18 protein-coding genes are annotated in these 19,120 nt (G+C 40.2%); 12 read left to right on the plus strand and 6 right to left on the minus strand.

The annotated features are described in order from the left end of the window. The first annotated feature begins 180 nt into the window (after window positions 1-180). Both MS2017_RS06035 and MS2017_RS06040 read left to right on the plus strand, forming a co-directional pair. Window positions 181-624 (plus strand): hypothetical protein, encoded by a 444-nt coding sequence (locus MS2017_RS06035; protein WP_164707634.1) that lies wholly within the window; start codon window positions 181-183, stop codon window positions 622-624. A 22-nt stretch (window positions 625-646) separates the two neighbouring features. Beyond that, the gene (locus tag MS2017_RS06040) at window positions 647-2,953 is read left to right on the plus strand and encodes a JDVT-CTERM domain-containing protein (RefSeq protein WP_122951598.1); all 2,307 of its coding nucleotides are present in this window, start codon (window positions 647-649) and stop codon (window positions 2,951-2,953) included. Here the strand turns inward: MS2017_RS06040 and MS2017_RS06045 are convergent. Next, window positions 2,950-3,312: a hypothetical protein gene (locus MS2017_RS06045; protein WP_122951599.1), complete on the minus strand. Its 363-nt coding sequence runs from the start codon at window positions 3,310-3,312 to the stop codon at window positions 2,950-2,952. The genes MS2017_RS06040 and MS2017_RS06045 overlap by 4 nt on opposite strands. Window positions 3,313-3,635: 323 nt before the next feature. Here MS2017_RS06045 and MS2017_RS06055 point away from each other — a divergent pair, with 323 nt between their 5' ends. Together MS2017_RS06055 and MS2017_RS06060 are read left to right on the plus strand one after the other, a co-directional pair. Then, window positions 3,636-4,079 (plus strand): hypothetical protein, encoded by a 444-nt coding sequence (locus MS2017_RS06055; protein WP_122951601.1) that lies wholly within the window; start codon window positions 3,636-3,638, stop codon window positions 4,077-4,079. A gap of 22 nt (window positions 4,080-4,101) precedes the next feature. Beyond that, window positions 4,102-6,393 carry a cadherin repeat domain-containing protein gene (locus tag MS2017_RS06060; RefSeq protein WP_122951602.1) on the plus strand — a complete coding sequence of 764 codons (2,292 nt, stop codon included), beginning with the start codon at window positions 4,102-4,104 and terminating at the stop codon, window positions 6,391-6,393. Here the strand turns inward: MS2017_RS06060 and MS2017_RS11300 are convergent. After that, window positions 6,365-6,751 carry a hypothetical protein gene (locus MS2017_RS11300; RefSeq protein WP_164707635.1) on the minus strand — a complete coding sequence of 129 codons (387 nt, stop codon included), beginning with the start codon at window positions 6,749-6,751 and terminating at the stop codon, window positions 6,365-6,367. The genes MS2017_RS06060 and MS2017_RS11300 overlap by 29 nt on opposite strands. Before the next feature lie 336 nt (window positions 6,752-7,087). On the opposite strand from MS2017_RS11300, the gene MS2017_RS06065 reads away from it, so the two are divergent. The 5 genes from MS2017_RS06065 to MS2017_RS06085 all read left to right on the plus strand — a co-directional run bounded on the left by MS2017_RS06065 (window position 7,088) and on the right by MS2017_RS06085 (window position 13,270). Further along, window positions 7,088-7,531 carry a hypothetical protein gene (locus MS2017_RS06065; protein ID WP_122951603.1) on the plus strand — a complete coding sequence of 148 codons (444 nt, stop codon included), beginning with the start codon at window positions 7,088-7,090 and terminating at the stop codon, window positions 7,529-7,531. Window positions 7,532-7,553: 22 nt separating this feature from the next. Next, entirely contained in the window at window positions 7,554-9,836 is a 2,283-nt protein-coding gene (locus tag MS2017_RS06070; protein ID WP_122951604.1) for a JDVT-CTERM domain-containing protein, read from the plus strand. A gap of 621 nt (window positions 9,837-10,457) precedes the next feature. Then, window positions 10,458-10,700 (plus strand): hypothetical protein, encoded by a 243-nt coding sequence (locus MS2017_RS06075; protein ID WP_122951605.1) that lies wholly within the window; start codon window positions 10,458-10,460, stop codon window positions 10,698-10,700. Next, window positions 10,684-10,872 (plus strand): hypothetical protein, encoded by a 189-nt coding sequence (locus tag MS2017_RS06080; RefSeq protein ID WP_122951606.1) that lies wholly within the window; start codon window positions 10,684-10,686, stop codon window positions 10,870-10,872. The genes MS2017_RS06075 and MS2017_RS06080 overlap by 17 nt, the downstream gene beginning before the upstream one ends. 22 nt (window positions 10,873-10,894) lie before the next feature. Continuing rightward, window positions 10,895-13,270 carry a JDVT-CTERM domain-containing protein gene (locus MS2017_RS06085; RefSeq protein WP_122951607.1) on the plus strand — a complete coding sequence of 792 codons (2,376 nt, stop codon included), beginning with the start codon at window positions 10,895-10,897 and terminating at the stop codon, window positions 13,268-13,270. Between the two features lie 402 nt (window positions 13,271-13,672). Here the strand turns inward: MS2017_RS06085 and MS2017_RS06090 are convergent, their stop codons facing one another. Beyond that, window positions 13,673-14,410, minus strand: coding sequence for an RNA methyltransferase (locus MS2017_RS06090; protein ID WP_122951608.1), 738 nt, complete (start codon window positions 14,408-14,410; stop codon window positions 13,673-13,675). Between the two features lie 19 nt (window positions 14,411-14,429). Here MS2017_RS06090 and MS2017_RS06095 point away from each other — a divergent pair, with 19 nt between their 5' ends. Together MS2017_RS06095 and MS2017_RS11905 are read left to right on the plus strand one after the other, a co-directional pair. Beyond that, complete coding sequence (locus MS2017_RS06095) at window positions 14,430-15,230, plus strand: inositol monophosphatase family protein (RefSeq protein ID WP_122951609.1); 801 nt, start codon at window positions 14,430-14,432, stop codon at window positions 15,228-15,230. A 6-nt stretch (window positions 15,231-15,236) separates the two neighbouring features. Beyond that, entirely contained in the window at window positions 15,237-15,476 is a 240-nt protein-coding gene (locus MS2017_RS11905; protein ID WP_071563804.1) for a DUF3955 domain-containing protein, read from the plus strand. Here the strand turns inward: MS2017_RS11905 and MS2017_RS06105 are convergent. The 3 genes from MS2017_RS06105 to MS2017_RS06115 are packed head-to-tail and all read right to left on the minus strand — an operon-like array spanning window position 15,457 to window position 18,139. Continuing rightward, window positions 15,457-16,209, minus strand: coding sequence for a YciK family oxidoreductase (locus MS2017_RS06105; RefSeq protein ID WP_071563803.1), 753 nt, complete (start codon window positions 16,207-16,209; stop codon window positions 15,457-15,459). The two genes, MS2017_RS11905 and MS2017_RS06105, sit on opposite strands and share 20 nt — an antisense overlap. Continuing rightward, complete coding sequence (locus MS2017_RS06110; protein WP_122951610.1) at window positions 16,206-17,519, minus strand: DNA recombination protein RmuC; 1,314 nt, start codon at window positions 17,517-17,519, stop codon at window positions 16,206-16,208. The genes MS2017_RS06105 and MS2017_RS06110 overlap by 4 nt, the downstream gene beginning before the upstream one ends. Next, a complete protein-coding gene (locus MS2017_RS06115; protein ID WP_122951611.1) occupies window positions 17,507-18,139 on the minus strand; it encodes an HAD family hydrolase in 633 nt (210 codons plus the stop codon). The genes MS2017_RS06110 and MS2017_RS06115 overlap by 13 nt, the downstream gene beginning before the upstream one ends. Window positions 18,140-18,369: 230 nt before the next feature. Between MS2017_RS06115 and MS2017_RS06120 the strand changes: the two genes are divergently transcribed. Then, window positions 18,370-19,074: a lysophospholipid acyltransferase family protein gene (locus MS2017_RS06120; RefSeq protein WP_122951612.1), complete on the plus strand. Its 705-nt coding sequence runs from the start codon at window positions 18,370-18,372 to the stop codon at window positions 19,072-19,074. The last annotated feature ends 46 nt before the right edge of the window (window positions 19,075-19,120 follow it).

A 19,120-nucleotide genomic window follows, 5' to 3' on the forward strand; every position in this document is an offset into this window, starting at 1 on the left:
CCCAATCTTTTTGTCATATTTTTATCTTCAAAACCAACTACATATTCCCAAGGAGAACTTGGGAACGAAGCGCAAAACCCACACAAACAAGCCTTCATTCTCACACAGCGAACAACAAAGATTCAATTCAACAATAAAACCCACACGATTATTCATTTGTATGGAATAATTTAGTCACTTATGAATACATTGCATTACATTACGACAGCATCGCACCGCAATTTAGCGACACCTAGGCTTAATTCAAGCCAACCGGTCTCTTATTTCTCTACCCTAATTACTTGCCTCGTCAACCGAGGTTTTTTGGCTTTTATCGCCTTTATTACAATCGTTGAAAAAAAATATTCTATATTTAAAACCATTTCTTCCACACTTCCTTCTATCACTCCGCTATACCGCAAAATCTTCCCATACACCGCAAAACTAGCAACGCTTACACCAAAAAAAATCAAACATTTGCCCCTTATCATTAAAGCATTTTTATCTTTTCAAGCAACAAAAGTAATCTCGGTGGGTAACAAAAAATACAACAACTTTAGTAGCGAATTAGAGGCTATAAACCAATATCTTGCTATTACTCTCATTCGCCATTACTTAGAAACAACACAGAAGAATAACCATTAATTATCAGCCTAGGAGTTTTATTATGAATACATTTAATCGCTTTATTACCACTTTATTGGTTTTGTTTGCTTCTCAGGCGTTTGCCACCTCGCCAACAATTACAAAAATTGAAAGAATAAATGTAAACACTATCCTTGTTACCCTTGATCAAGGCATTAAGCCAGTTTCACACTTTGATGTGCCAATTGAAGGTAGGTTTTATATACTACTATATACTAGTGCCTCTTATTATTTAGGCTCGTCTAGCATCAGTATAGCGCGTACTCCAACCGCAGTTAATCCTAATGACAATGGTTTCGCCACACAATGGCAATGGGAAGAGCCAGCATTAACTGCTACAGATAACGACGGACTAAGTGAAATTACTATCAATTTGAATGCTTATAGTTCTGATTTTGAAAATGATATTGGCCACTCTTCTCGAGATTACACAAGCACCCTCAACCTCATTTGGCAACATGATCTTTCCATAACTTCTATCAACACCCCTGACACCAACGAAGGCACCAACCTCGAACACACTCTCGTTGCCAGCGACCCCGCCGCCACTTTCAGCATCACCGAAGACACCAGCCGCTTATTCAGTCTCAGTGGCACCAACAACAACACCCTAACCTTCAACGGCACCAACACCGACTACGAAAGCACCACAAAATCCTACACCGTCAAAGTCAAAGCCACCACTGGAGATGGCGACGATAAAAACACCACCCAAACCATCACCGTTACCCTTAATGACCTCAACGACGAAACCCCCACCGCTATCACCCTCACAGGCAACCGCACCATTGCTGAAAACACAAACACTGGCACTGAATTAGGCACACTCTCCACCACCGACGCCGATGCCAACGACACTTTCACTTACACCAGTAGCAACACCAAATTTACCATTGACAACAACAAACTCAAACTCAACGCCACCCTAGACTACGAGAACGCCACCAGTCTTAGCACCACCATTACCGTAACCGATGGCAACAATCACACATTCGACAAAATCTTTAATTTCACAGTTAGCGACATAGACGACACTGCCCCAACTAACATTCTACTTAGTAATGTAAACTTGATCAAAGACCAACCCGCCAATACCCTAGTCGGTACCCTCAGTGCCAGTGATGTAGATACCAGCACTCCCCTTACCTTTACCGTCAACGACACCACCAACTTCAAAATCGTCAACGGCAATGAACTTAGAACCAATAAATCCATCACCGCCGCCCTCGGAAACACGATCAACATTAACATCACCGCCAGCGACAATACTAACGACTCCGCTCCACAACCCTTTACCATTGCCATTACTACCACTTACATCGCTGCCCCAGTAATCTCCCAATTTAGTGTAGCTCAAGGTGAAAACAAAGGTCCTTTAATCAGCAAAGACGGTGGAGAAGTTACCGTCAGAGCCTCAGCAGGCACAGGAACTTATACTTGGAGTAGTGCCGATTTTTCTAACACAAGCACCAGTAAGACTTTTGTTTTTAATCCCCAAAGTGCTAACATCGGCACCCGAACAATCACACTAAAAGTAACAGCCGGAAATTTTTCATCAGAAAGAGTATTGAAACTTAAATTAGTTGACACCTACCCCAATGGACGAACAGACACAAACGGCAATGGCATTTCCGACAGCAAAGAATCAGGAAATAGCGACAATGAATTACCCGCAGGCACAAACAAAAAAATCACCAGTCCAGGAAGTACTAGAATATTACCCGGCATCATGGGCGAAGATTCTGGGCAGCTAACCCTTGATCAACTAAAACAATACAGAGTAGCCAACCACCTATCCGACTACACTAAAGACACCTTAGCCACTGGCGATATCTACGACTATATAATCGAAGGCCTAAGCGCCACTGGTGACTCCACCCAAGTAATCATTCAACTCGCCACCCCAATCCCTGCAAATGCAGTATTGCGTCAATACTCACTAGCGACTGGCTGGCGTAATTTTGTGGTTGATAATAATAACAGCATACAATCTAAAATCAACGCAAGCAATGTCTGCACCGACACCGATGGCACTTGGCAAACTGGATTAATCACCGGCGCAACTTGCCTTAAACTAACCCTTAAAGATGGTGGTGAAAATGATGCGGATGACAATCATACTAATGGCGTGGTTGAAAGCACTATTTCAATAGCAACGCCTGTTGTTGTCGGTGGCAATGATTATAGTAATGATAATGGTGATAGTAGCAGTGGTGGTGGTTGTGTTTACAATCCCAATGCACCTGCTAGATTTGATATAGTTTTTATTTTGTTAATGACATTGAGTGCTTATTATTTAATCAGAAGAAGGCGTCGATTTTCTTATTAAACAAACAAATCGAGTAAAAATACTGACAACAAAAGTCCCGTGAAAATGGGGCTTTTTTTTGCGCCTGATTTATTGTAATAATTTTTTTTCACTCTCACGCAGAGTATGAGAGAAGTAAGAGGATGGGTTACAAACCCATCCCTACCTAAAACAGCTTGAGGATAAAGTAAAGAGATGGGTTGTAGAATTTTCAAGAATAAAATGAATAATACAGTGAGACCTTTGCATAAATATGGATGATTAGCGAAATTCAATTTTTGCCCACTTGGTAATTTTATTAAACCTTGTCCTAGCAGGGCTAAGGCTGGGTTTAAAAAATTACCAAGTGGGTAAAACGAGGATTCTTGATGATTATTCATATTTATGCAAAGGTCTCATTGTATTAGAGTTTCTGGAGGTGTTCTTAAATAAGACGACCAAGAAAAGGGTGTTATTTCCACCTTCATTCCCAAGTCCTGCTTGGAAATACATGTGCCAACAATTAACAACATTTTTATCTTTATTCAAGTGCCCTGCCCAATCTTTTTGTCATATTTTTATCTTCAAAACCAACTACACACTTGGGAACGAAGCGCAAAACCCACACAAACAAGCCTTCATTCTCACACAACGAACAACAAAGATTCAATTCAACAATAAAACCTACACAATTATTCATTTGTATGGAATAATTTAGTCACTTATGGATACATTGCATTACATTACGACAGCATCGCACCGCAATTTAGCGACACCTAGGCTTAACTCAAGCCAACCAGCCTCTTATTTCTCTACCCTAATTACTTGCCTCGTCAACCGAGGTTTTTTGGCTTTTATCGCCTTTATTACAATCGTTGAAAAAAAATATTCTACATTTAAAACCATTTCTTCCACACTTCCTTCTATCACTCCGCTATACCGCAAAATCTTCCCATACACTGCAAAACTAGCAACGCTTACACCAAAAAAAATCAAACATTTGTCCCTTATCATTAAAGCATTTTTATCTTTTCAAGCAACAAAAGTAATCTCGGTGGGTAACAAAAAATACAACAACTTTAGTAGCGAATTAGAGACTATAAACCAATATCTTGCCACTACTCTCATTCGCCATTACTTAGAAACAACACAGAAGAATAACCATTAATTATCAGCCTAGGAGTTTTATTATGAATACATTTAATCGCTTTATTGTTACCACTTTATTGGTTTTGTTTACCTCACAGGTATTTGCCGTCAAACCAACAATTACAGATATTAAGAGAATAGGCAACAAGACGCTTCTTGCTACCATCGATCAATCTGTTACGCTTTTTTACAATAAAATAGCACAAGTAGCACTCTATTCTGGCACTACATACTATTTAGGCGCTCATAATATCGTTATTTATTCTCCTGCAGAACTCGTAAATCCTGTTGATAATTACAGTCAACAGGTAAAAATTACACTTGGGGGTAAAGGCTTTGAGTTAGCCGATGCTAGCAGCAAAACTTCAGTAACTTTAAGCTTGGCCTTCAGGTACTTGGAAAATGCAGCGGGTGAATTAAGCAACCCCTACAACCAAAATCTTATTCTTGCTATTAATAACAACCTCGCCATCACCTCCAACAACACCCTCAGCGCTAACGAAGGCAGCAGCCCCACCCACACCCTTATTGCCAACGACTCCGCTGCCACCTTCAGCATCACCGAAGACACCAGCCGCTTATTCAGCCTCAGTGGCACCAACAACAGCACCCTAACCTTCAACGGCACCAGCACCGACTACGAAAGCGCCACAAAATCCTACACCGTCAAAATCAAAGCCAGCACAGGAGATGGCGACGATAAAAACACCGAGCAAACCATCACCGTCAACCTAGTCGACCTTAACGACGAAACCCCCACCGCCATCACCCTCACAGGCGACCGAACCATTGCTGAAAACACAAGAACTGGCACTGAATTAGGCACACTCTCCGCCACCGATGCCGATGCCAACGACACTTTCACTTACACCAGTAGCAACACCAAATTTACCATTGACAACAACAAACTCAAACTCAACACCACCCTAGACTACGAGAACGCCACCAGTCTTAGCACCACCATTACCGTAACCGATGGCAACAATCACACATTCGACAAAATCTTTAATTTCACAGTTAGCGACATAGACGACACTGCCCCAACTAACATTCTACTTAGTAATGTAAACTTGATCAAAGACCAACCCGCCAATACCCTAGTCGGTACCCTCAGTGCCAGTGATGTAGATACCAGCACTCCCCTTACCTTTACCGTCAACGACACCACCAACTTCAAAATCGTCAACGGCAATGAACTTAGAACCAATAAATCCATCACCACTGCCCTCGGAAACACGATCAATATTAACATCACCGCCAGCGACAATACTAACGACTCCGCTCCACAACCCTTTACCATTGCCATTACTACCACTTACATCGCTGCCCCAGTGATCTCCCAATTTAGTGTAACCCAAGGTGAAAACAAAGGTCCTTTAATCAGCAAAGATGGTGGAGAAGTTACTGTCAGTGCTTCAGCAGGCACAGGAACTTATACTTGGAGTAGTAACGATTTTTCTAACACAAGCACCAACAAGACTTTTGTTTTCAATCCCCAAAGTGTCAACATCGGCACCCGAACAATCACATTAAAAGTAACGGCTGGCGATTTTTCATCAGAAAGAGTATTGAGGCTTAAATTAGTTGACACCTACCCCAATGGACGAACAGACACAAACGGCAATGGCATTTCCGACAGCAAAGAATCAGGAAATAGCGACAATGAATTACCCGCAGGCACAAACAAAAAAATCACCAGTCCAGGAAGTACTAGAATATTACCCGGCATCATGGGCGAAGATTCTGGGCAGCTAACCCTTGATCAACTAAAACAATACAGAGTAGCCAACCACCTATCCGACTACACTAAAGACACCTTAGCCACTGGCGATATCTACGACTATATAATCGAAGGCCTAAGCGCCACTGGTGACTCCACCCAAGTAATCATTCAACTCGCCACCCCAATCCCTGCAAATGCAGTATTGCGTCAATACTCACTAGCGACTGGCTGGCGTAATTTTGTGGTTGATAATAATAACAGCATACAATCTAAAATCAACGCAAGCAATGTCTGCACCGACACCGATGGCACTTGGCAAACTGGATTAATCACCGGCGCAACTTGCCTTAAACTAACCCTTAAAGATGGTGGTGAAAATGATGCGGATGACAATCATGCTAATGGAGTGGTTGAAAGCACTATTTCAATAGCAACGCCTGTTGTTGTCGGTGGCAATGATGATAGTGATGATAATGGTGGTGGTAGTAGCAGTGGCGGTGGTTGTGTTTACAATCCTAATGCACCTGCTAGATTTGATACAGTTTTTATTCTGTTAATGACATTGAGTGCTTATTATTTAATCAGAAGAAGGCGTCGATTTTCTCATTAAGCAAACAAGTCAAGTAAAATACTGACAACAAAAGTCCCGTGAAAATGGGGCTTTTTTTTGTGTCTGATTTATTGTAATAATTTTTTTTCACTCTCACGCAGAGTATGAGAGAAGCAAGAGGATGGGTTACAAACCCATCCCTACCTAAAACAGCTTGAGGATAAAGTAAAGAGATGGGTTGTAGAATTTTCAAGAATAAAATGAATAATACAGTGAGACCTTTGCATAAATATGGATGATTAGCGAAATTCAATTTTTGCCCACTTGGTAATTTTATTAAACCTTGTCCTAGCAGGGCTAAGGCTGGGTTTAAAAAATTACCAAGTGGGTAAAACGAGGATTCTTGATGATTATTCATATTTATGCAAAGGTCTCATTGTATTAGAGTTTCTGGAGGTGTTCTTAAATAAGACGACCAAGAAAAGGGTGTTATTTCCACCTTCATTCCCAAGTCCTGCTTGGAAATACATGTGCCAACAATTAACAACATTTTTATCTTTATTCAAGTGCCCTGCCCAATCTTTTTGTCATATTTTTATCTTCAAAACCAACTACATATTCCCAAGGAGAACTTGGGAACGAAGCGCAAAACCCACACAAACAAGCCTTCATTCTCACACAGCGAACAACAAAGATTCAATTCAACAATAAAACCCACACGATTATTCATTTGTATGGAATAATTTAGTCACTTATGAATACATTGCATTACATTACGACAGCATCGCACCGCAATTTAGCGACACCTAGGCTTAATTCAAGCCAACTGGTCTCTTATTTCTCTACCCTAATTACTTGCCTCGTCAACCGAGGTTTTTTGGCTTTTATCGCCTTTATTACAATCGTTGAAAAAAAATATTCTATATTTAAAACCATTTCTTCCACACTTCCTTCTATTACTCCGCTATACCGCAAAATCTTCCCATACACCGCAAAACTAGTAACGCTTACACCAAAAAAAATCAAACATTTGTCCCTTATCATTAAAGCATTTTTATCTTTTCAAGCAACAAAAGTAATCTCGGTGGGTAACAAAAAATACAACAACTTCAGCAACAAATTAGAGACTATAAACCAATATCTTGCCATTACTCTCATTCACCATTACTTAGAAACAACGCAGAAGAATAACCATTAATTATCAGCCTAGGAGTTTTATTATGAATACATTTAATCGCTTTATTATTACCACTTTATTGGTTTTATTTACCTCACAGGTATTTGCCGTCAAACCAACAATTACAGATGTTAAGAGAATAGGTAACAAGACGATTCTTGCTACCATCGATCAACCTGTTAGGCTTGTTTTCAATAAAACAGCACAAATAAAACTCTATTCTGGCACTACATACTATTTAGGCACTCATAATCTCGTTATTTCTTCTCCTGCAGAACTCGTAAATCCTGTTGATAATTACAGTCAACAGGTAAAAATTACACTTGGGGATAAAGGCTTTGAGTTAGCCGATGCTAGTAGCAAAACTTCAGTAACTTTAAGATTGACCTTCAGGTACTTGGAAAATGCAGCGAGTGAATTAATCAACCCCTACAACCAAAATCTTATTCTTGCTATTAATAACAACCTCACCATAACCTCCAGCAACACCCTCAGCGCTAACGAAGGCAGCAGCCCCACTCACACCCTCATTGCCAACGACTCCGCTGCCACCTTCAGCATCACCGAAGACACCAGCCACTTATTCAGCCTCAGTGGCACCAACAACAGCACCCTAACCTTCAACGGCACCAACACCGACTACGAAAGCGCCACAAAATCCTACACCGTCAAAATCAAAGCCAGCACAGGAGATGGCGACGATAAAAATACCGAACAAACCATTACCGTCAACCTGGCCGACCTCAATGACGAAACCCCCACTGCCATCACCCTCACGGGCGACCGCACCATCGCCGAAAACACCATCACTGACGCTGAATTAGGCACACTCTCCACCACCGACGCCGATGCCAACGACACTTTCACTTACACCAGTAGCAACACCAAATTTACCATTGACAACAACAAACTCAAACTCAACACCACCCTAGACTACGAGAACGCCACCAGTCTTAACACTACCATTACCGTAACCGATGCCAACAGCCACACATTTGACAAAACCTTTAATTTCACAGTTAGCGACATAGACGACACCGCCCCAATTAACATTCTACTTAGCAATGTAAACTTGATCAAAGACCAGCCCGCCAATACCCTAGTCGGCACCCTCAGCGCCACCGATGTAGATACCAACACCGCTCTTACTTTTAGCGTTGATGACACCACCAACTTTAAAATCGTCAACGGCAATGAACTCAGAACCAATAAATCCATCACCACCGCCCTCGGAAATACTATCAATATTAACATCACCGCCAGCGACAATACTAACGACTCCGCTCCACAACCCTTTACCATTGCCATTACTACCACTTACATCGCTGCCCCAGTAATCGCCCAATTTAGTGTAACCCAAGGTGAAAACAAAGGTCCTTTAATCAGCAAAGATGGTGGAGAAGTTACTGTCAGTGCCTCAGCAGGCACAGGAACTTATACTTGGAGTAGTAACGATTTTTCTAACACAAGCACCAGTAAGACTTTTGTTTTCAATCCCCAAAGTAGCAACATCGGCACCCGAACAATCGCATTAAAAGTAACGGCTGGCGATTTTTCATCAGAAAGGGTGTTAAAACTTAAATTAGTTGACACCTACCCCAATGGACGAACAGACACAAATGGCAATGGCATTTCCGACAGCAAAGAATCAGGAAATAGCAACAACGAGTTACCCGCAGGCACAAACAAAAAAATCACCAGTCCAGGAAGTACTAGAATATTACCCGGCATCATCGGCGAAGATTCTGGACAACTAACCCTCGATCAACTAAAACAATACAGAGTAGCCAACCACCTATCCGACTACACCAAAGACACCTTAGCCACTGGCGATATCTACGACTATATAATCGAAGGCCTAAGCGCCACTGGTGCCTCTACCCAAGTAATCATTGAACTCGCCACCCCAATCCCTACAAATGCAGTATTGCGTCAATACTCACTAGCGACTGGTTGGCGTAATTTTGTGGTTGATAATAATAACAGCATACAATCTAAAATCAACGCAAGCAATGTCTGCACCGATGGCACTTGGCAAACTGGATTAATCACCGGCGCAACTTGCCTTAAACTAACCCTTAAAGATGGTGGTGAAAATGATGCTGATAGCAATCAAGCTAATGGTGTGGTTGAAAGCACTATTTCAATAGCAACGCCTGTTGTTGTCGGTGGCAATGATGATAGTAATGATAATGGTGATAGTAGCAGTGGCGGTGGTTGTGTTTACAATCCTAATGCACCTGCTAGATTTGATATAGTTTTTATTCTGTTAATGACATTGAGTGCTTATTATTTAATCAGAAGAAGGCGTCGATTTTCTCATTAAGCAAACAAATCAAGTAAGAATACTGACAACAAAAGTCCCGTGAAAATGGGGCTTTTTTTGTGTCTGATTTATGGTAATAATTTTTTTTCACTCTCACGCAGAGTATGAAAGAAGCAAGAGGATGGGTTACAAACCCATCCCTACCTAAAACAGCTTGAGGATAAAGTAAAGAGATGGGTTGTAGAATTTTCAAGAATAATGCAGTGAGACCTTTGTATAAATATGGATGATTAGCAAAATTCAATTTTTGCCCACTTGGTAATTTTCTTAAACCTTATCCTAGCAGGGCTAAGGCTGGGTTTAAAAAATTACCAAGTGGGTAAAACGAGGATTCTTGATGATTATTCATATTTATGCAAAGGTCTCACAGTGTTTGTAATCGCCTAAGTGTTACCAGTAAAAACATCTGCTAATTATTGATAGCATAGATATTTTTACCTATATTTAAAATGAGAATACACGCCAGATTGTTCGTTTATTTTTGAAAAAAGTATAACGAATCATCTGCAAGAACAAATAAAAAAATCAAAATTACCCATCCACCCACAATTAAAAACTCACACAAATATTATTTTTTATGGAATAATTCAGGGTTCATGTTGCATTACTTAATTTTAGACTATGAATACATTGCATTACAATAGCACCGCAATTTTAGCAACATTTGAGCTTAATCTAAACCAAACGACCGCTTGTTTCTCCACCCTAATTATTCGCCTCGTTAATCAAGGTTTTTTTGCTTTTATCACCTACATTGCAATCGTTGAAAAAAAATATTCTATATTTAAAACCATTTCTCCCACACCTCTCTCTATCGCTCCGCTACACCATAAAACTAGTAACACCTGTGCCAAAAAAATTTAAACATTTGTCTCTTGCCACTAAAGCATTTTTATTTTTTCAAACAACAGAAGTGATCCCAGTGGGCAACAAAAAATACAACAACTTTAGCAACGAATTAGAGATTGTCAATCAATACCTCGCCACCACGCTCATTCGTTACTACTTAAAAATAACACAGAAAAATAACCATTAATTACCAACCTAGGAATTTTATTATGAATATATTTAATCGCTTTATTTTCACCTTGTTTTGTCTATTAGCTCTATCAACACAAACACTAGCCCTTGACTTTACCCAAGCAACTAAGGATACAACCTACATTCTTAGCGACACGCAACACACTATACGAGTTACACTTGATGATTATGCAGTTGCTTTTGGTGGAGGGAATCTTTTCTTTGATGAAAATAATAATCAAATTGATTCTCGTAACTTTGGTAATAATTCTGGCGTTGACACAGGTGTCGCCTTGCCTCTCAATGTAGCTGGTATGAGATTAACGGAAACCTCTCACAAAATTTGGGATTTAACACTTGATTCTGCAACCATTGCAGCAATAAAAAACCAAGGTGGCAAAAGATTCACCATAAAAACTTATTACAACAGTGCTAACAGGATTAAATCTTTATTTTATGGCGCAAATATCAATGACGCACCAAGCCCCTTCATGCCCCAAAGAACCATTAACTTCTGCTGGGAGTCTTGCCCAGTTTCAGCCACCCTCACCATTACCTCCATCAATACATTCCCCGCCAATGAAAAAGCAGCAAGCACCACCCACACCCTCGTCGCCAACGACACCGCCGCCACTTTCAGCATCACCGAAGACACCAGTGGCTTCTTTAGCCTCAGCGGCACCCACAACAACACCCTAACCTTCAACGGCACTACCACCAATTACGAAAGCACCACAAAATCCTACACCGTCAAAGTCAAAGCCACCACTGGAGATGGCGACGATAAAAACACCATCCAAACCATCACCGTTACCCTTGTTGATCTCAACGATGAAACCCCTACCGCCATCACCCTCACAGGCGACCGCACCATCGCTGAAAACACAAACACTGGCACTGAATTAGGCACACTCTCCACCACCGATACCGATGCCAACGACACTTTCACTTACACCAGTAGCAACACCAAATTTACCATTGACAACAACAAACTCAAACTCAACACCACCCTAGACTACGAGAACGCCACCAGTCTTAACACTACCATTACCGTAACCGATGCCAACAGCCACACATTCGACAAAACCTTTAACTTCACAGTTAGCGACATAGACGACACCGCCCCAATTAACATTCTACTTAGCAATGTAAACTTGATCAAAGACCAACCCGCCAATACCCTAGTCGGTACCCTCAGTGCCAGTGATGTAGATACCAACACCGCTCTTACTTTTAGCGTTGATGACGCCACCAACTTCAAAATCGTCAACGGCAATGAACTCAGAACCAATAAATCCATCACCACCGCCCTCGGAAATACTATCAATATTAACATCACCGCCAGCGACAATACTAACGACTCCGCTCCACAACCCTTTACCATTGCCATTACTACCACTTACATCGCTGCCCCAGTAATCGCCCAATTTAGTGTAACCCAAGGCGAAAACAAAGGCCCTTTAATCAGCAAAGATGGTGGAGAAGTTACTGTCAGTGCCTCAGCAGGCACAGGAACTTATACTTGGAGTAGTAACGATTTTTCTAACACAAGCACCAGTAAGACTTTTGTTTTCAATCCCCAAAGTGCCAACATCGGCACCCGAACAATCACACTAAAAGTAACAGCTGGCGATTTTTCATCAGAAAGAGTGCTAAAACTTAAATTAGTTGACACCTACCCCAATGGACGAACAGACACAAACGGCAACGGCATTTCCGACAGCAAAGAATCAGGAAATAGCAACAACGAGTTACCCGCAGGCACAAACAAAAAAATTACCAGTCCAGGAAGTACTAGAATATTACCCGGCATCATGGGCGAAGATTCTGGACAACTAACCCTCGATCAACTAAAACAATACAGAGTAGCCAACCACTTATCCGACTACACCAAAGACACCTTAGCCACTGGCGATATCTACGACTATATAATCGAAGGCCTAAGCGCCACTGGTGCCTCCACCCAAGTAATCATTCAACTCGCCACCCCAATCCCTGCAAATGCAGTATTGCGTCAATACTCACTAGCGACTGGTTGGCGTAATTTTGTGGTTGATAATAATAACAGCATACAATCCAAAACCAACACAAGTAATATCTGCACCGACACCAGTGGCACTTGGCAAACTGGATTAATCACAGGCGCAACTTGCCTAAAACTAACCCTTAAAGATGGTGGTGAAAATGATGCGGATGACAATCATGCTAATGGCGTGGTTGAAAGCACTATTTCAATAGCAACGCCTGTTGTTGTCGGTGGCAATGATGATAGTGATGATAATGGTGATAGTGGCAGTGGTGGTGGTTGTGTTTACAATCCCAATGCACCTGCTAGATTTGATACAGTTTTTATTCTGTTAATGACATTGAGTGCTTATTATTTAATCAGAAGAAGGCGTCGATTTTCTCATTAAGCAAACAAGTCAAGTAAAATACTGACAACAAAAGTCCCGTGAAAATGGGGCTTTTTTTGTGTCTGATTTATGGTAATAATTTTTTTTCACTCTCACGCAGAGTATGAGAGAAGCAAGAGGATGGGTTACAAACCCATCCCTACCTAAAACAGCTTGGGGATAAAGTAAAGGGATGGGTTGTAGAATTTTCAAGAATAAAATGAATAATGCAGTGAGACCTTTGCGTAAATATGGATGATTAGCGAAATTCAATTTTTGCCCACTTGGTAATTTTCTTAAACCTTGTCCTAGCAGAGCTAAGGCTGGGTTTAAAAATTACCAAGGGGGTGAAAAGTGGATTCTTGATGATTATTTATATTTATACAAAGGTCTCTTTCAATATAAAAACCTCACATTAAATCACTACCCTTTAAAAGGCTTGATATTTCTAAGAATGCCACGAAAAATCGCAACCTCTTCTTTCTCGGGTGTTGCCCTGCCAAAAAAACGCCTTAAGCGACGCATTAATAAAGCTTTGGGGCGCTTTTCTTCAAAATAATCAATGTGCTCCAATACTTGGGCAAGGTGCTCGTAGAAATTTTCCAGTTCATTAAAACTGGCAAGTTCGTTGTTGCTGGCTTCAAATTTGGTGGTGGTGGCATAAACATAATTTTGATAGGCAAATACCTGAATGGCAGAAGCAACATTAAGGGAGAAGTAATCAGGATTACCGGGGATAGTCATAAGGATTTGACATAAATCTAATTCCTCGTTGGTTAGGCCTGATTTTTCTGTGCCAAATACCACGGCAACGGTTTGATTTTCAATGGCAATGGTTTTTTGAATTTCACCACATGTGCCGACGACATCCATTTGACGCCATTTGATATTACGCTGTCTGGCACTGGCACCAACCACCAAATGCACACCTTGTAATGCCTGCTCAAGTGATTCACACACCACGGCACTGGATAGCACATCGTCTGCACCACTGGCTCTAGCGGTTGCTACAGCGGAGGGGTAGCCTCTTGGGTTGACCAAATACAATTTTGATAAATTCATATTTTTCATTGCACGAGCCGCTGCGCCAATATTACCTGGTTCGGTGGTATTAACCATGACTATACGAACCTTATCAAAGGTATAATTCTTATCTTTCATTTATCATCCTCAAAAAAATATGCATCCTACGCTTAATATTGCCGTTAAAGCTGCCAGAAAAGCTGGCGACATCATCCTTAGATACCACAATCAGATTGATATTTTAACGATTGAAAACAAAGCCGCCAATGACTTCGTTTCTGAAGTGGACAAAGCGGCTGAGGATGCTATTATAGACGAGTTGAAATATGCCTTCCCTACTCATTCAATCTTAGGAGAGGAAAATGGAGAGATTTTAGGCGATGCAAATTTTCAATGGATTATTGACCCCCTAGATGGCACTACTAACTACCTACACGGCTTCCCTCAATATGCGGTATCTATTGCCTTACATGAGAACAATGAAGTTACACATGCGGTGGTATATGACCCTTTTAAAGAAGAAATGTTTACCGCTTCCAAGGGCGAAGGTGCTTATTTAAATGAGCAGAGAATGCGCACAACCAACACCGATGGCTTTAAAAACACGCTTATCGGCACTGGTTTTCCAGTTAAATCGCCACAACACTTAGAGGCTTATCTTGAAATGTTTAAGGAAATTCATCCAAAAGTGTCAGGGATTCGCCGTGCGGGATCTGCTGCACTGGATTTGGCGTATTTGGCTGCGGGTAGAATAGATGGATTTTGGGAAATTGAGTTGAATATTTGGGACATTGCTGCTGGCGTGCTTTTGATTAAAGAAGCAGGTGGCTTTGTGGGGGATTTTTCAGGTCGGGATAAATATTTAGAAACTGGCAATGTAGTGGCTGGCAATGAAAAAGTTTTTAAAGAAATTTTAAAAACCATTCACCCGCATTTAACAGCGGATTTACAACGCTAAAATTCTATGCAAAAGTCTTTCAAAAACACAATTTTAAAAATTTCTTTATTTTTTCTCTTCTTAGCTATTATTTCTATGCTGGCTCAACAGACTTTGTATCCACAATATACGGATGCCCAAGGTATCCTGCATGAAACTTTGTGGGTGCCAATTGGTGCTTTTTCTTTCGTGCTAAGTCTATTTATCTTTGTAATTTATTTGCTTTTTTCTGTTATAAATTTCATTATTAAGCGTCGCTCAAAGTAAGTTGCTTACCATTTAAATCAGCACTTTCTTTACTCATTAAATACACAATCGCTGGGCTTTTATCTTCAGGCAAAGGGTTTTTATCAGCATTTTCAGCAGGATATGCTGTGCGTCTCATTTCAGTTTTCATTCTCCCTGGGTCTAGCGAATTCACGCGAATATTGGTCTCTTCTAATTCTTCAAACAAAGTTTTGCTCATTCCTTCAATAGCAAATTTACTCACTCCATACGCTCCCCAATAAGCACGAGCCTCTCGCCCTACCGAAGACGATAAAAACAGTATGCGTGCATCAGTGGATTTATTCAAAGCAGGGATTAAAAATTGTGTCAACATAAAGGGGGCATTGACATTAATTTGCATTGTTGAATACCACAATTTGACATCGTATTGCTCAATTGGCATCATTGTACCAAGGATTCCAGCGTTATGAATCAGTCCATCCAGTTGCCCAAAATTCGCAAAAACATCTGCTTGTAGTTGCTCATAATGCTCAGGTGTCGCCCCTTCTAAATCGAATGGATAAAGAATGGGTTCTTGATAGCCTGCCTCTACTACTTCATCATACGCCATCTCCAATGCGCTTAAATCACGCCCAATCATAATCACTGTTGCACCTGCTTTTGCCAAATCCAGCGTCATTGCCTTGCCAAAACCACGGTTTGCTCCTGTGACTAAAATAACTTTGTTTTGTAATTCTCCAGCGCTAATTTGATAATTTGTTTTAATATTCATAATTCGTCTATAGGTAAATTGGATTGCTTGTTGTCTAATAATTCAACTTTTTTAAGTTTTCTTTCCAATACATTGCTGCGTGTTGTTCTGAGTTTTTCCAAGGTGCCTGAAGCGGTGTTAAGTTGCTTTTGCACTTGTTCAAACACACCGGAAAATGTAGCAAACTCGGTTTTTACTTCAGTCAAAACATGCCACACTTCAGCACTTCTTTTTTGTATTGCCAAGGTTTTAAAGCCCATTTGCAAACTGTTTAAAAAAGCCGCCAGCGTCGTGGGGCCAGTAATGGTAATTTTATATTGTCTTTGTAGTTTTTCAAACAATTTTACATGTCTTAATACTTCAGCATACAGACCCTCATCAGGCAAATACATCACCGCAAAATCAGTGGTATGTGGCGGGTCAATGTATTTGCTGGCAATGTCTTTGGCAAACAATTCAATGGATTTTAATACTTTTTTCTGGAACGCTTCTATTTTTATTTTATCGCCCAATTCATAAGCATCAATCAGCCTTTCATAGTCTTCTCTTGGGTACTTAGCATCTATCGGTATCCATACTTCACCGTCCTCTTTACCTGGCAATTTAATGGCAAATTCAACATTAGCCTGAGAGCCTTTTTTAGTTGCAACATTACAAGCGTATTGCTCTGGAGAGAGCATTTGCTCTAAAATAGCACCCAATTGATACTCCCCTAAAGTGCCTCTAGTTTTAACATTTGATAACACTTTTTTCAAATCACCCACATCGTTGGCAACACTTTTCATCTCCCCTAAGCCTATATGCACTTGCTCCAATCGTTCACTAACTTGTTTAAAAGATTCGCCTAAGCGCTTCTCCAAAGTGCTTTGTAATTTTTCATCAACGGTTTGACGCATTTGCTCTAATTTTTTGCTATTTTCTTCTCTAATATTGGTTAATTGAGTGCTAACTGTTTTTTCAATATGCTTAATATTGTCCGTTGCCTGTTGATTAAATTGTGTTTGTTGCTGATTAAAATCGCTAAACTTTTCTTTGATAATAATGCCAGCTTCTTGGTTAAGTTGCCTTTGTTTTTCCTGTTGTTGGTTGAATTTTTTATCAACTGTTTCTGTTAATGATTTTTCTAATACTTGAATTGAGTCGTTCAATTCTTTTCTATTTTCTTTGGCAATCGTATTAATTTCTTCACGATTTATTTTTAACTCATTTTTAAACGCTTCTTCTAAGGCCTTAATAGGTGCATCAATATCGGTTGTCGCCTCTTTTTTACGCAATAAAAATACCACCAAAACCACCAAAATGACTAACAATATCGATATTACAATATCCATTTTTCCAACTCCTTAACGGTGTTAATCAAATAATCATAACCCCAATTCTGCTCAACCTTACCATAGCCATAAGTTACTGCTACAGTTTTAATACCTGCATTTTTACCTGCAATCATATCGTTTTTATCGTCACCAATAAACAAACACGACTTTGGCTCCACCGCTAATTGCGCACAAGCATAAAGTAGCGGTGCAGGATGTGGCTTATTATATTCTAAGGTGTTGCCGCATACCACAACATCTGGTTGAATATTTAATTTGTTTAGTAACAACTGGGTTAAATTCTCAGGCTTGTTGGTCACAATCCCCCAAAGCAATCCTTGCTTTTTAAGTAACACTATTAAGGCGTCAATACCAGGAAAAGTTGCTGAATATTTGTCAATATTATTGGTATAAATTTCTAACAATCTTTGGTGTCTTTCGCTGAATTTAGGATGTGATTCATCGCAATCAAACCCCATACTTACCAAGGCTTTGCCGCCAAAGGACACCAAAGGCTCAATGTCTGCATATGGCTTTTTCTCTAAGTTATGCTCTAACAACAATGTATTTAATGCATACGCCAAATCTGGCGCTGTATTAACCAAAGTACCATCTAAATCAAATAAAATAGTGTTCATAACTTCCTCTTCTCTTTACAGGTTTGCTTAATATTCTAGGCATTTTACCTGTCGCCCTTATCCCACAGAGACCTTTGCGTTAATAGTAAACCATCTGCTTTTTATTCGCTTGGCAAAACATTGATTTTGCCAATCATTCAGATTTATGCAAAGGTCTCATATAAAATAAAACCTTTGTATGAATATGAACAATCAAAGGCGATTTTAATGTGTCCACTAAAAAATAAACTATGTTACTAATTCGCTCACTTGCCTATTTCCTTGGTATGCTTATCTTTGCTTTTATTGTATTTTTCATTGCTATGATGGGCGCTTTATTGCCTTTCAACATTCGCTATAAAATAATATCACAATGGGCTATTTTTAATATTTGGTGGTTACGCATCACTTGCAATATTACAACTCAAGTCATTGGTGAAGAAAACATTCCGACATCGACTTGTGTCATCGTTTCCAACCATCAATCCACTTGGGAGACATTTGCTTTTCAAAAAATATTTGCACAACAAACTTGGGTGCTAAAACAAGAATTGTTATGGATACCTGTTTTTGGCTGGGGTTTGGCGTTACTCAGACCCATTATTATCAACCGTGGCGAAAAACTTAAGGCGCTTAAAAAAGTTATCAAACAAGGTGTTACCCGCATTCAAGAAGGTATTTTTGTCGTCATATATCCTGAAGGCACACGCCAACCTTATGGGCAACTTGGCAACTATCAAAAAGGCGGTGTTGCCATTGCTAAAAAGGCGGGTTGCGATATTTGCCCTGTGTGTCATAATGCAGGTAAATTATGGCCCAAAGGCAGTTTTATCAAATATCCCGGTACGATTACCGTGGTGATTGGTAAGCCTATTAATATTACAGAGAAATCAGCCACAATGCTGACCCAAGAAATTAAAGATTGGACTGAAAAAAATCAAGCAAAACTTACTTAGGGACTTTTGCGTAAATATAATAATGAGCAAAATTCAATTTTTGCTG

Source organism: Bathymodiolus thermophilus thioautotrophic gill symbiont (assembly GCF_003711265.1).
Taxonomy (GTDB): Bacteria; Pseudomonadota; Gammaproteobacteria; order PS1; family Pseudothioglobaceae; genus Thiodubiliella.